The following is a 14,684-nucleotide window of genomic DNA, read 5'->3' on the forward strand; positions in this document are numbered from 1 at the left end:
GGCCGGATCCGCCGACGGGGCCGGACCACGAGCCGTCCGGACCTACCGACAGGGCCGGGCCACGCCAGTTGGACCCGGCGACGGGACCGGACCACGCCAGTCGGACCCGGCGACGGGGCCGGACCACGCCGGCCGGACCCGCCGCCGCGGGGGCCGGATCACGAACCGGCGGGATCCGTCGTCGCCCAGGAGTGGATCATCCGGTACGCGATCGACGCGCCCGGTGCGAGCAGCAGGTCCGGCACGCTGCCCGGCTCCGCCAACGCCCGCCGCACGTCCGCCCGGCCGACCCACTTGGCCTGCGCGATCTCGCCGTCGGCCAGGCGCAGCGGCTCGGCCGGGTCGGCCACGGCCCGGAACCCGATCATCAGCGACCGGGGGAACGGCCACGGCTGGCTGCCGAGGTAGCGGATGTCGCCGACCCGGACGCCGACCTCCTCCTCGATCTCCCGCGCGACGCACGCCTCCAGCGACTCGCCCGCCTCGACGAACCCGGCCAGCACCGAGTACCGCCCCTCGGGCCAGCCCTCGCCCCGCGCGAGCAGCACCCGGTCGGCGCCGTCGTGCACCAGGCAGATCACCGCCGCGTCGGTGCGCGGGTACTCCTCGCGCCCGCACCGCGTGCACACCCGCACCCAGCCGGACTTGGCCGACCGGGTCTCGCCGCCGCACGCGGTGCAGAACTTCGCCGACCGGTGCCAGTGGAACAGCGCCACCGCGGAGGTGAGCAGCCCGGCGCCGGTGTCGTCGAGCAACGCGCCGCTCGCCCGCAGGTCGAGCCACTGCGGCTGGTCGGTCAGCTCCGGCTGCGGCCACACCCGGCCCGACGGCGCGACGACCTCGCTCTCGTCGCCGACCGCCGGGACGGCCCAGTAGGCGACGCCGTGCTGCTCGCCGAGCAGCACGGCTTCCTCCGGCGGCTCGTCGCCGAACTCCGTCGCGGGCCGGTCGACCAGCCGCGACCCCCGGTCGGCCACCAGCGCCCGCCCGCGCCCGTCGACGAGGACGACCCGCGCCTTCGGCCACAGCTGGGCGAGCCGCTCCGCGTCACCGCGCAGCGGCTCCCGCCGGTCGACCGTGAACCGGGAGAGCGCCGGCAGCCCCACCAGTTCGAAGCTCACGGCAGCGCGACCCCGCCCAACGCCCGCAGCTGCGGGGCGAGCAGCTCCGCGTCGCCGACCAGGACCCCGGTGAAGGCGCTGGGCGCGAAGAACTCCAGCGCCGCCTCGGCGACCTGCTCCACGGTGACCGCCGCCAGCCGCTCCGGGTGCCCGGTGAACCACTCCAGCCCCAGCCCGAGCCCGGCGAGGCCCACCAGGAACGACGCCAGCCCGCCCTGCGACGACGTCGCGGTCAGCAGCGACCCGACGGCGTAGCGGCGCGCGGTGCCCACCTCGTCCTCCGTCGGCGGGACCAGCGCGAGCCGCCCCAGCTCGTACCGGGTCTCCAGCAGCGCGGCGGCCGTGACCTCGCTCGCCGTGTCGGCGTCCACCAGCAGCGACGCGCCGCCCGGCGTGAACTCCGGGTGCGACCGCGCGCTGTAGGTGTAGCCCTTGTCCTCGCGGATGTTCTCCACCAGCCGGGAGGAGAAGAACCCGCCGAACACCAGGTTGGCGATCTGCAGCGCCGGGTAGCGCGGGTCGGTGCGCACCACGCCGCGCCCGGCCAGCCGGATCTGCGACTGCACCGCGCCCGGCCGGTGCACCAGCAGCACGTCCCCGCCCCGCACCACCGGCAGCGGCGACAGGGACACCGCGCTGCCCTCACCGGTCCACCCGCCGAGCGCGCCCTCCACGGCCCGCACGGCGGCGTCCGGTTCCAGGTCGCCGACGACCACCAGCACCGAACCGCGCGGCAGCACGGCCGCGGCGTGCAGCGCGAGCACCTCGTCCCGCGTGACGGCCGCGACCTCCTCGGCCTCGGGCATCTCCTTGGCGAACGGGTGGTCGCCGTACAGGTGCCGCTGCAGCGCCTCCCGGGCGATCACGCTCGGCTGCGACCGCGCCAGCCGGATCCGCTCCACCAGCCGCGCCCGCTCCCGCTCGACCTCCTCGGCCGGGTAGGTCGCGCCGGTCAGCACGTCCCGCAGCACGTCCAGCACCGTGTCCAACCCGGTCACCAGCGCGTTGCCGGAGAGCGCCAGCCGCTCCGGGTCGACCACCGCGTCCAGCTCGCCGCCGACCAGCGCCAGCTCGGTGTCCACGTCCACCCGGCTGCGCGTGGCGGTGCCGGTGAGGACCGTGCTGGCCAGCACCTCGGCCCGCGCCGCGTGCGCCGACCCCGCGCTGGAGGCCGCCGGGTCCGCGAAGGGGACCCGCAGCCGCACCTCCACCAGCGGCACCGACGACCGGCGCACCGCGATCACCCGCAGGCCGTTGGCCAGCACCGTGTCCACCGAGGACAGGTCCGCGGTGGCCCGCTGCTCGCCCAGCTCCGGGAGCGGGCGCGGCCCCGGCCCCGTGCGGCCGATCTCCTCGGCGCTGCGGTGCGTCGTCGGGGCGCTCACTCGGTACCTCCGTTGTCAGAAGCGGCGCCGGCCGCGGTGTCGGGAGTGGTCTGGTCGGCAGCGCCGGTCGCGGCGTCGGCGCCGGCCGCAGGGGCGGTGCCGGCCGCGGTGGTCGCGTCGGCCGCCGGGTCAGCCGCGGCGCCGGTCTCCGCGTCGGCCGCCGGCGCGCCGGCGGGGTTGAGCAGCAGGACGGCCCGGGAGTCCGGTCGCAGCGCCTTGGCGGCCGCGGCGACCACGTCGGTGGTGATCCCGGCCAGCTTGTCCGGCAGCTCGTACAGCAGCTCGGCACGCCCGAACAGCAGCTCCGCCGAACCCAGCCCGAGCGTCCGGCTGGTGAGCCGGTCGTGCTCCCGGTGCATGGTCGACACCCAGCGAGCGGTGACCTTCGCCAGCTCCTGCTCCGTCGGGCCCTCCTCGGCCAGCCGCAGCAGCTCCTCGTCCACCGCCGCGATCACCCGGTCGGCCGCGATGTCCGGCGGGTGGATCGCGGTGATGCTGAACGTGTCCGGGTCGCGCGCCTCCAGCGGGCCGAACAGCCCGCACCCGGCGCCCACGTCGACCACGAGCGCGTCCCGGTGCACCAGCCGCTGCTGGAGCCGCGAGCCGTCGCCGTCGGTCAGCACGCCCGCGAGCACCAGGTAGGACAGGTACCCCTCCACCTCGCTCACCGGGTCCGGGATGCGGTAACCCAGCGCGACGGCGGGCATCGGGGCGTGCTTGTCCGTGTGCTCGGCGCGCACCTCACCCTTCGGCGGCGCCTCGGCGAACGACGGCCGCACGGGCACGGGCCGTGCGGGCACGTCGCCGAAGTGCTTCTCCACCAGCGCCTTGGCGGTCTCGGGCGCGAAGTCGCCCGCGACGGTCAGCACCGCGTTCCCCGGCGCGTAGTACGTGTCGAAGAACGCCGCGCAGTCGTCGACCGTCGCGTTCTCCAGGTCGGTGAAGTCGCCGTAGCCGTTGTGGGCGTTCGGGAAGGTCTGGAACAGGACCGGCGGCAGCAGGATCCAGGGGAACCCGCCGTACGGCCGGTTGAGCACGTTGAGTCGGATCTCCTCCTTCACCACGTCGATCTGGTTGCGCAGGTTCTCTTCGGTGATCTTCGGCGCCCGCATGCGGTCCGCCTCCAGGAACAGCGCCCGCTCCAGCGCAGCGGACGGCAGCACCTGGTAGTAGTCGGTGTAATCGGGGTGGGTCGACCCGTTGAACGTGCCGCCCGAGGACTGCACGTGCCGGAAGTGCGCGAGCTTCTCCAAGCTCTCGCTGCCCTGGAACATCAGGTGCTCGAACAGGTGCGCGAACCCTGTCCGACCCTCCGGCTCCGAACGGAAACCCACGTCGTAGTGCACGCTCACCCCGACGACCGGGGCGCTCGGGTCTGGGGCGAGCACCACCCGCAGGCCGTTGGGAAGCGTGAACCTGTGCAGCTCGGGTAGCGCCATGGAAAGCAGCCTACGGGTTTCCCGCTCCGAGAGGACCGCAGGTCGGCGCGCCCGGACCGACGCCCCCGCCCGCTCGGACCGGACCGGACCGGCGCCGCGTCCGCCCACCCGCCCCGCTGCCCTGCGGGGCGGTGATCGGACGGGTCAATTGTCGAACAGGGGTTCGAGCTGGGGCAAGGTCACGATCGGGTGGTCGTCACGGGCGCAGCGACCTCAGGTGCCCCGCCTGGGCCAGCACGCCGTCCACCGCGCCCAGGAACGCCGGGAACCGCTGGGCGAATCGCCGCAGGTCACCGGCCTGCTCGGACTCCCCGAACCAGTACAGCCCGGACCGGCCGGCGGCGAACGCGCCCAACCACCGCTCCGCCTCCCCCAGCACCACCGCGTAGGGCAGTGACCGGGAGAACACCATCTCCCGGTCGGCTTCCGGGATGTCACCGGGCGTCGCCGAGACCAGGTACCCGCGCAGCCCGCGCACGTGCTCCAGCAGGGCGCTGCCCCGCTTGGTGCGGGCCGGCATCGACCGCGACCCCCACGCCAGCGCGGCGCCGGCGACCACGACCACCAGGCCGAACAGCGCCGGCCCGGTCACCAGGGCGAGGACGGCGGTCAGCGCGGCGCCCGCCAGGGCCAGCCCGATCCCGGCCCACCACCACAGGTCGCGCTCGGCGTCCGGCCGCCGCGCGAACCAGTTCCTCGCCACCACGTCGGCGTACAGCTCGTCGCGGACCCGGCCCAGGTCGATCCGCCGGCCGCGCAGCTCCGACAGCAGGACCGAGTCCACCCCGTCGGGCAGCAGCGCCGAGCACACCGCGCGCTCGTAGCCGGACAGCGCGGTGTCCACCGGGTTGCGCCGGACGAACCGCCAGTCCAGCCCGCCGACCTCCTCGATCCACAGGTAGTTGCGCACCGCGAGGTCCACGATCGTGGCGGTCACGTCCACGACGTCGACGTGCTCGTCCACCACGGTGCCCACCTGGCCCGGCAGCACCCCGTCGGGCGAAGCGAACGCCACTCGTCCGTGGCCGTCGGTCACCAGCACGTCCACCGGCCCGACGTCGCCGGCCAGCGCCCGCTGGTCCCGGCCCCGCAGGTACCACAGCAGCAGCACGCCACCCAGCAGCAGCAGGGCCAGCCCGCCCAGCGCCACCCCGGTCACGGGCGTCAGCGCGAACGCCGCCGCCAGCCCCGAGGTCTCCTCGACGCGGGCGTTCGCGGGCGCCGCGCCGTCCTGCAGCCCGACCGCCACGTCGATACGCTCACCTGCGGGAAGGCCGATCTCGGACGCCCGCACACCGCGCCCGTCGCCCAGTTCGGCGGTCGTGCACGGCTTGGCGGTGCCCGGCGGGCCGGCCAGGCAGTTGACCGACTTGGGGGCGTCCGGCGTGATCACCGAGACCCGCACCGAGTCGAGCGCGGTGTCCCAGCCGCTCGCCGGCTGCCAGCGCAGCTCCAGCGCGTCACCGATCTTGGCGACCGCGCCGACCACCGAGTACGTGACGGTCGAGGTGCCCGGCTCCAGCGCGATGACCAGCTCGTCGGCGGACGCCGTGGCGGTCCCCCCGCCGGCGACGGACGCGTCGTCGACCTCGAACACCCGGTCCCGGGTGTCGCTGACCGCGATCCGCAGCGGGATCACCCGCTTGACGGACCTGCCGTCGGGGACGCTGACGACTTCCGTCACGCTCAGCCTGCCGTCGCGCTCCAGCTTGAGGCGCACGTCGGCGGCGACCGTGCCGGGCAGCCCGGCCGGGCTGCTCGGCTGCGCCGACGCCGCGCCCGCGACCGAGCACAGCGCGACGGCGCAGGTGACCGCGGCTCCCCAGTTTTTCAACACGGCCGCGGAGAATAGCGGAGTCCGCCTATGCTTCAGTGCTGATTCGGGCATCCGCGATATGGGGGATCACCAGCGATGACGCAACCACCGCCGCCGGGTGGGTGGCCGCCGCCACGACCGGTCGGGCCGCCGCCCGTGCCCGCCCCGCTGAGCCCCCGGCAGGCCGGTCCGCTGCCCCCGCGGCAGCCCCACGGGAACGTCCCCCCGATGCCGCCCGCGCAGCCCTGGCCGCAGCAGGCGCCGCCACCCGGGATGCCGCCGATGGCGCCTCCCCAGCCGCCGCCCGCGCACTGGGGGCCGCAGCCCGGCTGGCCCCAGCCGTACCCCCCGATGCCCCGCAAGAAGAGCAACGGTCCGCTCATCGCGGGCGTCATCATCGGCGTCGTCGTCCTCGGTATCGCGACCATCGGGATCGTCGCGGCGACCAGCACGCGCAAAAGCGTCAACGACTCGGCCTATTCGGGCTATTCGAGCTACACGTACTCGTACGAGCCGACGACCACCACGACCGAACCGACCACGAGGACCACCACAGCTTCCAGCAGTCCCAGGTCGACGGCGGCCAGCACGTCCAAGGCCGGCCCCAAGGCCGTCATCACCTTGGGTGACAACCCGATCCACGGCGCCGGCCTCGGGGCGTTCAACATCGACGGCTGCCCGCTGCCGGGCATGGACTACTCGCCCGGCGGCCAGGACCAGTACCTGCGCGCGGCGCTGCCGTGCATCGAGGCGATGTGGAAGCCGTCGTTCCAGAAGGCGAACCTGCCCTACCAACCGGTGGAGCTGGTCATGGTGACGTCGCAGATCACCAACACGTGCGGCTCCATGGGCCCCGACCGCACCGCCATGTACTGCGAAGGGACGATCTACTGGACGCCGAACCACTACGCGAACGAGCAGGGCTCGGCCAACCCCAACCACCCCGGCAAGTACCTGGGGCAGCTCGCGCACGAGTACGGCCACCACATCCAGTGGCTGTCCGGCATCCTGCGCGCCTCCAGCCAGGCCCAGTACGAGAAGGGCGGCTGGGACACCGAGGCGGGCCTCGACCTCAACCGGCGCAAGGAGCTCCAGGCCACCTGCTTCGGCGGGATGACGCTGGCGCCCCTGTCGCACGGCGCGGTGCCCGAGGACGTCATCTCGGTGGCGCTGACCGACGCCGGCAACCGCGGTGACTACCCGATCTACCCCAACCGGGACCACGGCGCGCCGGAACGTAACGCGGCGTGGGTGAACCACGGCTTCAAGAGCAATGAGACGAGCGCGTGCAACACTTGGGTAGCGAGCGCGGCGGACGTCAGCTGACCCGACTGGAGGACCGTGCACACGCCCGAAGAGCCCAAGAACAACCCGATCGTGCTCATCGGCGTGTTCTCGTTGATCGTCCTGTGCGTGCTGGGCCTCGGGCTGGCCACCCAGTTGGACCTCAGCCGGCGGATCGACGGTCGTCCCGTGGCCGCGGCGCAGGGGCCCGTGGCCTCCACGCCCGCTCAAGCGCCCCGACCGCGCGCCGTGCACCGGCTGGCCGACCACCCGCTGCTCACCTCCCCCGTCCGGTTGACCGGCGCCACGTGCGCGCTGCCGGCGTTCGGGGTGTCCGACACCGAGCTGGCCGCGTACTACAAGGCCGGCGTGGCGTGCCTCGACCGGGCGTGGCGGCCCGCGCTGGAGCAGGCGAACCTGCCGTTCGAGGAGCCGGCGCTGAACACGTCACCCGACCTCGAAGACGGCCCGTGCGGTGCCGCGCCCTCCGAGGAGGAGGCGGTCGCGTACTACTGCGGGCGCAACCAGACCATCTACATGCCCACCTCCCGGATGCGCGACAACGGCGGCGGTGACCGCGCCGGCACGCACCTGGCGACGTTGGCGCACGAGTACGGGCACCACGTGCAGGCGCTGACCGGTCTGCTGCGCGCGGCGGACAGCAAGATCGTCGACGCGGGCGAGGACACCCCGGCGGGCTTGGAGATGTCGCGCCGGATCGAGTTGCAGGCGAACTGCTTCGCCGGGATGTTCCTCACGGCCACGTCCGACTCCATCGGCGCGGAACTGGCGCAGGAGGCGTCGGAGGACTTCCAGTACGCCGTGGAGGAGCCCGCCGACAAGAACGCCCACGGCAGCCCGGACAACCAGGCCGAGTGGGCGTCTTACGGGTTCACGTCGGGCGTGACCACGTCGTGCAACACCTACGCGGCTTCGGCGGAGGCCGTCGGCTGAGCCCGCCTGGCCAGCAGGTGGGCGTAGAGCCCGCCCGCCAGGCCGCTCAGGCACGTCAGCATGGCGGCCAGGCGGGTGCGCAACGGCGTGCTCACCGGGGCGCTGTCCGCGACCTGCACCACCAGGTCGCCGTTGGTGTCGGCGGGGACGACGACCTCGACGACCTCGTTCTCGCGGTGGCCGCAGCCGTCGAGCTTGGCGGTCCTGGTCTGGCCGCCGATGGTGAGCTCGACGCGGTCGTGGGCGTCGGGGCCGCCGCAGGACGCCGGGGTGACCACGGTCGCCTCGACCCTCCTGACCTCGGCGGAGCGGCTCCCCGGCAGCCAGAGCGCGACCGCCACCGCGATCCCGGCCAGTCCGACGACCAGCAGGACCAGGGCCCACCGGACTGGGCTCAGCCGAACCGCCACGGGGTGGATGGTCGCAGACCGGGCGTGGCGCTGTCGCAGGGGTGGGCGCCGGGTTGGACGCCGGGTTGGACGCCGGGTTGGACGCGGCGGAGGCGCTCTGTCCACATCACCCGATCGTGATCTTGACCCCTGTCGAACGCCAGTTCGAGGATGTACCCATGACGAGAACCGCCCACAGTCCACTCCGGACGCGCCGCTTCGCCGCCGCCCGCCCCCCGTCCGCCCTCGGACCTGCTCTTCCGCCCGCCCACGGCCCCTGACCGCCCCGCCGCCGGCCGACCGGGCCGCCCACCCGGTCGGGCGCCGCGCCGTCGGTGAGCCCGGCGCGCTCACCCCACCGCTCCACCGCCGCCCGGCGGCTCGCCTGAGCGCGAGCTGAAGGCGCGGGCGGGGGTCCGCCCCCACCGCCCAGAATGAGGAGGTGTCCACTGCGGCCAGAGTGCTGGTGATCGAAGACGCGGAAGCCATCGGCGCCGCGGTGAGTTCGGCCCTGCGGGATGCGGGCTACCAGGTCCAGGTCCGTCCGGACGGCCGGGACCTCGAGGTCGAACTCGCGCGGTTCCGCCCCGACCTGGTGGTGCTGGACGTGATGCTGCCGGGCCGGGACGGGTTCCTGCTGCTGGAGGTCGTCCGGCGGACCAGCGGGGCGGGCGTGGTCATGCTGACGGCCCGTGACGGTGTGCCGGACCGGCTGCGCGGTCTCGACGCGGGCGCGGACGACTACGTGGTGAAGCCGTTCGTGCTGGCCGAGCTGGTGGCGCGGGTCAGCGCGGTGCTCCGCAGGCTGGGGCGGACGCCGTCGACCGTGCAGATCGGTGACCTGGTCGTGGACGCCGACTCGGCGGTGGTGCTGCGCGGGGGCGCGCCCGTGGAGCTGACCGCGACCGAGCTGCGGCTGCTGCGCTACCTGGCCGCCCAGCGCGGGCGGGTGGTCGGCAAGACGCAGATCCTCACGGCGGTGTGGGGTTACGAGGACTACGACCCGAACCTGGTCGAGGTGCACGTCAGCGCGCTGCGCCGGAAGCTGGAGGAGCACGGCCCCCGGTTGCTGCACACGGTCCGGGGCCTGGGGTACGTGCTGCGGGCGGAGGACTCGTGAGCCTGCGGACCGTGTCCCTGCGGCGCCGGGTCACCGTCTCGGCGATCGCGGTGCTGGGCGTCGTGCTGGTCGGCCTGGTGCTGGTGGTGGACGCGATGTTCGCGGCGCAGTCCGAGCGGGACGTCGACACGGCGTTGCTGGAGAAGTCCCGCAACGCCCACGCGCTGGTCAAGCAGCGGGTGCGCGGGGCGGAGCTGGTGGACCGGTTGGAGAACCGGGGGGTGCAGGCGCAGCTGGTGATGCCGGACGGCGCGGTGTTCGGTCACGTCCCGGACGAGGAGGTGACCAACAAGGTCACGCGCGACCTCCCGGACGGGTCGACGATCACGCTCTACGCCGAGTCGTCGGTGATGACCGTCGCGCAGACGCGACTGCGCCGGTTGCTGCTGCTGGTCGGCTTCGGCTCGCTGGCCGTGACCGCGGTGGCGTTGGTGTTGGTGGTGCGCCGGGCGTTGGCGCCCCTCGACACGATGACCACGCTGGCCCGGTCCATCGCACGGGGCGACCGGGGCCACCGGCTGAGCCCGACCCGGACGGACAACGAACTCGGCCGGACGGCCGCCGCGTTCGACGACATGCTGGACTCACTGGAAGGAGAAGAGGAGCGGACCAAGAGATTCGTCGCGGACGCGGCGCATGAGCTGAGGACGCCGATCGCGGGCGTGCAGGCGGTGGCCGAGGCGCTGATGCAGACCGGCAGCGCGGAGGAGCGGGAGCGCCTGAACCTGCTGCTGGTGCGGGAGTCCCGGCGGGCCGGGCGGCTGGTGGACGACCTGCTGGCGTTGGCCAGGATCGACGCGGGCCTGGAGCTGCACCGGGAGCGGGTGGACCTCCTGGCGTTGGCGGAGGCGGAGGTGAGCCGCACCCGGCTGCTCGCACCCGGCTTCGACATCGCCGCCGAGGGCACGTCGGCCCGCGTGTCGGGTGATCCGCAGCGCCTGGCCCAGGTGCTGGTGAACCTGGCCGACAACGCCCGGCACGCCACCGGTCCGGCCGGCCGGGTGCGGTTGCGGGTGTCCAGCGTCGGCGGCGACGCGCGGATCGTGGTCTCCGACAACGGTCCGGGGGTCCCGCCCGACGACCGGGACCGCATCTTCGACCGCCTGGTCCGGCTGGACGAGGCCCGCGACCGCCGTTCCGGTGGCTCGGGGCTCGGCCTGTCCATCGCTCGCGGCGTGGTCCAGGCCCACGGCGGCGAACTGTCCTACGTGGAGCCCGACGGTCCGGGCGCGGCCTTCGAGGTCCGGATCCCGCTGGCGGACGACGACGTGCCGGTCGCCTGACCACGTGGCGGTCGCCTGACCACGTGGCGCGAGTCGGACGACCGGCCGCCCGGACCGGCTCGGTGGCCGAGTGCGCGACTCGGTCCGGTTGCTCGGCACGCGGCGCACGCCAGGAGCCGCACGCCAGGCAGCTCAGATCAGGCGGTCCTGGTCCACCCCGGACCGGGGCACACCGCGGACCTGGACCGGGGTGGACCAGGCCCGGGGTGCGCCCGGACCTGGACTCGGAGGGACCGGGACGGGAGTGGTCCAGGGCTGGCGGCGGGCTGGGCCGGGATCGGGCTGGGCCGGGATCGGGCTGGGCCGGGGTCCAGGCTGAGGCGGGCCGGGTGGGCGGTTCGGGGTTGGTTCGGGTGGGTTTGGTGTGGCGTCAGGATTCCTTGGCGGGGGTCACCTTCTTGACGTAGAGGAGGCGGTCGCCGGCTTCCACCGCGTCGGCTTCCGGGGCGTCCACCCGGTACAGGGTTCCGGCTCGGACCACGCCCAGCACGATGTCGGGGAGGTGCCGCGGGGAGCCGCCGATCTCGGACGGTTCGACGTCGCGTTCCGCGATGGACAGGCCGGCGTCCGGGGTGAGCAGGTCTTCGACCATGTCCACCACCGACGGGGTGGCGGTGGCCATGCCCAGGAGCCTGCCCGCCGTCTCGCTCGACACCACGACCGAGTCGGCGCCGGACTGGCGGAGGAGGTGCTCGTTCTCGCGTTCGCGCACGGACGCCACGACCTGCGCCTTGGGCGCCAGTTCGCGGGCGGTCAGGGTGACCAGGACGGCCGTGTCGTCGCGGTTCGCGGCGACGACGATGGCCCTCGCCCGGGGCGCGCCGGCCACGCGCAGCACGTCGTTGCTGGTGCCCGAGCCGTGCACGGTGACCAGGCCGATCGCGGAGGCCGCGTCCAGGGCCTCCTGGGCGGTGTCGACCACGACGATCGAGCCCGGCACCATCCCGTCACCGAGCAGGGCGCTGACCGCGGACCGGCCCTTCGTCCCGTACCCGACGACGACCACGTGGTCGCGCACTTTGGTCCTCCACTTCTGGATCCGCAGCGCCTGCCGCGAGCGTTCGGTGAGCACTTCGAGGGTGGTGCCGACCAGGACGATCAGGAACAGCACCCGGAGGGGGGTGATCACCAGGACGTTGACCAGCCTGGCCGACGAGCTGACGGGCGTGATGTCGCCGTAGCCGGTGGTGGACAGCGACACCGTCGCGTAGTACACCGCGTCGAGGAACGACAGGCCGTCCTCGTTGACGTCGCGGTAGCCGTCCCGGTCGAAGTACACGATGAACACGGCCGCCAGCAGCGCGGTCAGCGCGCCGACGACCCGCTTCAGGATCGCGCCGACCGGGCTCTGGACGCTGTCCGGCATCCTGACGACGCCGACGAGCGAGTGACCGGGCCGCTCGCTGAGCGGTTCGCCCTGGTGGAACCGGCGGATCATGACAACCTCTCCGGGAGGGTCCGCCACAGGTGGGCGGCGGCTTCGGCGCCGCGGAGCAGCAGCGGCACGACGACGCGCTCGTCGGGCGCGTGGATGCGATCATCCGGCAACGTCGCGCCGAGGTACACGACCGGCACGCCGAGCGCGCCGTGCAGCAGGGCCGCCGGGCCGCTGCCGCCGGTGCGGCTGAACCGGACCGGCCGGTCGAACGCGGTCTCCACCGCGTCCCGCACCGCGCCCACGGCCGGGTGCGCCACGTCCACCGCGTAGGGCGGCGCGCCGTCGCCGCACGGGATCACCTCGGCGCGCAGGCCGGGCGGCGTGTGGTCGGCGACGAACTCGCGCAGCGCCTCGGCGACGCGTTCCGGGCGCTGGTCGGGCACCAGGCGGAACGACAGCTTCACCGACGCCGAGGCGGGCACGATCGTCTTCAGGCCGGGGCCGGTGTAGCCGCCGTGGATGCCGTTCACCTCTGCGGTGGGCCGTACCCAGACCCGCTCCAGGGTGGACCAGCCCTCCTCGCCGGCCGTCGCCCGCGCGCCGCCGGAGTCGGCCAGCCAGCCGCCCTCGTCGAACGGGAGGGCGGCGTAGTCGGCGCGCTCGGCCTCGGTGGGCTCCACGACGTCGGTGTAGAAGTCGCGCAGCCGCACGCGGCCCCGGTCGTCGTGCAGCGCGGCGACGAGGCGGGCGATCGCCGTGGCCGGGTTCGGCACGCCGCCGCCCGCGCGGCCCGAGTGCACGTCGGAGGCGCCGCCGGTGAACACGACCTCCGCGCCGTAGACGCCGCGCTGCCCCGTGCAGACCGTCGGGGCGTCGCGCGCGTAGAGCGGGGTGTCGGTGAACACGACCAGGTCGGCCGCGAGGTCGTCGCGGTGCTCGTCCAGCAGGCGGGTGAGGTGGGGCGAGCCGGATTCCTCCTCGCCCTCCACGAACAGCTTGACCGTCACGGCCGGGTGGGTGGCGCCCGTGGCCGCGAGGTGGGCCTTGACCCCGAGCAGGTGCATCGCGACCTGGCCCTTGTCGTCGCTCGCGCCGCGCCCGAACAGCTCCTCGCCCACGAGCGTCGGCTCGAACGGCGGGTGGGCCCACGCCTCCACCGGGTCGACCGGCTGCACGTCGTGGTGCCCGTAGACGAGCACCACGGGCGCGTCGGGATCGGCGGCGGGCCGGCACGCGTACACGGCGGGCAGCGCCGGGCCGGTGTCCCACACCCGGACGTCGGACCAGCCGTCGCGGCGCAGCGCGTCCGCCAGCCACCGCGCCGACCGGGCCACGTCGGGGTGGTGCGCCGGGTCCGTGCCGATCGACGGGATGGACAGCCACTCGCGCAGCCCGGCCAGGAAGTCGTCGGCGAGCGCGGTCACCGCCGCGCGCTCGGGATGTTCGGGATTTTCGGGATCACCGCTCACGGTGCGGGAGGATAACCCTGACAGCGCCACCGGACGGGGGACATGACAGGGTGGACCCCATGGAACCCACTCGTTCCCGATCGCGGTCGGCGCGGGCGCTGGCCGGGCTGCTCGGCGCGGCGGGCGCCCTGCACTTCGCCCGGCCCCGGCCCTACGACGCGATCGTCCCGCGATCGCTGCCGGGCAAGCCGCGGACCTGGACCTACGCCTCCGGTGTGGCGGAGGTGGCGGTGGCCGCGCCCCGCACCCGCAGGCTCGGCGGGCTGCTGGCGGCGGGTTTCTTCGCCGCCGTGTTCCCGGCGAACGTCAAGATGGCCTGGGACCTCCGCTCGAAGTCGCCCCGGACCAGGGTGATCGCCTTCGGCCGGCTGCCGCTGCAGGTGCCGCTGGTCCTGTGGGCGCTGCGGGTGCGCCGCTCGGCCCGCTGATCACGCTGCGCGCCGGGTCCGACACCCAGCGCTGCCGAGGTCTGTCATTGTCACCTCAACCAGCCCTAGGATGCCCGAGTGCAACCGCTCCTCCACCGCGCCGCATCGGCACTCGGTTGGCGCGGCGTCGTCGTGCCCGACGTCGCCGTGCTGGGTCACCAGGTGTCGGCCGTCGTGCGCGTCCGTGCCGACGTGCACGAGTGGCGCACCACGAACGGCTGGCCTCCCCAGGCGGACCCGTCGTGGTTCCGCTCGTGGTTCGAACCTGCCGAGCACGACCGCCTGCCGGTCCCCGCGGTGGAACTGGTCGGCGTGCTGGTGGGCGAGTCGGCGGTGGACCGCGCGTTGCAGTCGTGCGGCACGCTGATGACGCTCGCGCCGTGCTCGGTGGTGCTGCCCGCGCCGCAGGGCGACCAGTCGTGGCCGTTGATCGAGCTGGACTACTACGGCATCGGCGTGGTGGCCGCGGACGACGCGGGCACGGCCGAGCTGCTCGTGCCGCCGGAGGACCGGTCGACGGAGTTCGGCCCGTCGCTGTTCGGCCGGTGGCTGCTGGAGGTCCTCTACGACCGGGTGCTCAAGGACACCCCGGACCACGCGCGGGTGAGCAGCTAGCGC

Annotated in this window: 13 protein-coding genes; 6 read left to right on the plus strand and 7 right to left on the minus strand. The window is 74.2% G+C overall.

The genetic code is table 11. The features are described from left to right. Positions 1-158 precede the first annotated feature (158 nt). From nudC to JOE68_RS10875, 4 genes are all read right to left on the minus strand, one after another. Positions 159-1,121 carry an NAD(+) diphosphatase gene (nudC, locus tag JOE68_RS10860; RefSeq protein WP_204842231.1) on the minus strand — a complete coding sequence of 321 codons (963 nt, stop codon included), beginning with the start codon at positions 1,119-1,121 and terminating at the stop codon, positions 159-161. After that, entirely contained in the window at positions 1,118-2,506 is a 1,389-nt protein-coding gene (locus JOE68_RS10865) for a M16 family metallopeptidase (RefSeq protein ID WP_204842233.1), read from the minus strand. The genes nudC and JOE68_RS10865 overlap by 4 nt, the downstream gene beginning before the upstream one ends. Further along, the gene (locus JOE68_RS10870) at positions 2,503-3,945 is read right to left on the minus strand and encodes a M16 family metallopeptidase (protein WP_239562206.1); all 1,443 of its coding nucleotides are present in this window, start codon (positions 3,943-3,945) and stop codon (positions 2,503-2,505) included. Before JOE68_RS10870 ends, JOE68_RS10865 begins: the two co-directional genes overlap by 4 nt. Positions 3,946-4,141: 196 nt before the next feature. Continuing rightward, a complete protein-coding gene (locus JOE68_RS10875; protein ID WP_307819628.1) occupies positions 4,142-5,782 on the minus strand; it encodes a DUF2207 family protein in 1,641 nt (546 codons plus the stop codon). A 261-nt stretch (positions 5,783-6,043) separates the two neighbouring features. On the opposite strand from JOE68_RS10875, the gene JOE68_RS10880 reads away from it, so the two are divergent. Both JOE68_RS10880 and JOE68_RS10885 read left to right on the plus strand, forming a co-directional pair. Then, positions 6,044-7,087, plus strand: a complete 1,044-nt coding sequence (locus JOE68_RS10880; protein WP_204842237.1) for a neutral zinc metallopeptidase — start codon at positions 6,044-6,046, stop codon at positions 7,085-7,087. A 15-nt stretch (positions 7,088-7,102) separates the two neighbouring features. Further along, positions 7,103-7,999 (plus strand): neutral zinc metallopeptidase, encoded by an 897-nt coding sequence (locus tag JOE68_RS10885; protein ID WP_204842240.1) that lies wholly within the window; start codon positions 7,103-7,105, stop codon positions 7,997-7,999. On the opposite strand, the gene JOE68_RS10890 is transcribed toward JOE68_RS10885, so the two are convergent. Further along, positions 7,969-8,409, minus strand: coding sequence for a hypothetical protein (locus JOE68_RS10890; protein WP_204842242.1), 441 nt, complete (start codon positions 8,407-8,409; stop codon positions 7,969-7,971). The two genes, JOE68_RS10885 and JOE68_RS10890, sit on opposite strands and share 31 nt — an antisense overlap. A 421-nt stretch (positions 8,410-8,830) precedes the next feature. Here JOE68_RS10890 and JOE68_RS10895 point away from each other — a divergent pair, with 421 nt between their 5' ends. Together JOE68_RS10895 and JOE68_RS10900 are read left to right on the plus strand one after the other, a co-directional pair. Next, positions 8,831-9,508 carry a response regulator transcription factor gene (locus JOE68_RS10895; protein ID WP_204842244.1) on the plus strand — a complete coding sequence of 226 codons (678 nt, stop codon included), beginning with the start codon at positions 8,831-8,833 and terminating at the stop codon, positions 9,506-9,508. Next, positions 9,505-10,791, plus strand: coding sequence for a sensor histidine kinase (locus JOE68_RS10900; RefSeq protein ID WP_204842246.1), 1,287 nt, complete (start codon positions 9,505-9,507; stop codon positions 10,789-10,791). The genes JOE68_RS10895 and JOE68_RS10900 overlap by 4 nt, the downstream gene beginning before the upstream one ends. Positions 10,792-11,161: 370 nt before the next feature. Here the strand turns inward: JOE68_RS10900 and JOE68_RS10905 are convergent, their stop codons facing one another. Continuing rightward, positions 11,162-12,229, minus strand: coding sequence for a potassium channel family protein (locus JOE68_RS10905; RefSeq protein ID WP_204842248.1), 1,068 nt, complete (start codon positions 12,227-12,229; stop codon positions 11,162-11,164). After that, a complete protein-coding gene (locus JOE68_RS10910; RefSeq protein WP_204842249.1) occupies positions 12,226-13,638 on the minus strand; it encodes a M20/M25/M40 family metallo-hydrolase in 1,413 nt (470 codons plus the stop codon). The genes JOE68_RS10905 and JOE68_RS10910 overlap by 4 nt, the downstream gene beginning before the upstream one ends. 59 nt (positions 13,639-13,697) lie before the next feature. Between JOE68_RS10910 and JOE68_RS10915 the strand changes: the two genes are divergently transcribed. After that, positions 13,698-14,066 carry a DoxX family protein gene (locus JOE68_RS10915; RefSeq protein WP_204842250.1) on the plus strand — a complete coding sequence of 123 codons (369 nt, stop codon included), beginning with the start codon at positions 13,698-13,700 and terminating at the stop codon, positions 14,064-14,066. A gap of 78 nt (positions 14,067-14,144) precedes the next feature. Then, a complete protein-coding gene (locus JOE68_RS10920) occupies positions 14,145-14,681 on the plus strand; it encodes a hypothetical protein (protein ID WP_204842252.1) in 537 nt (178 codons plus the stop codon). The last annotated feature ends 3 nt before the right edge of the window (positions 14,682-14,684 follow it).

It is taken from the genome of Saccharothrix algeriensis (genome assembly GCF_016907655.1).
Lineage (GTDB): Bacteria > Actinomycetota > Actinomycetes > Mycobacteriales > Pseudonocardiaceae > Actinosynnema > Actinosynnema algeriense.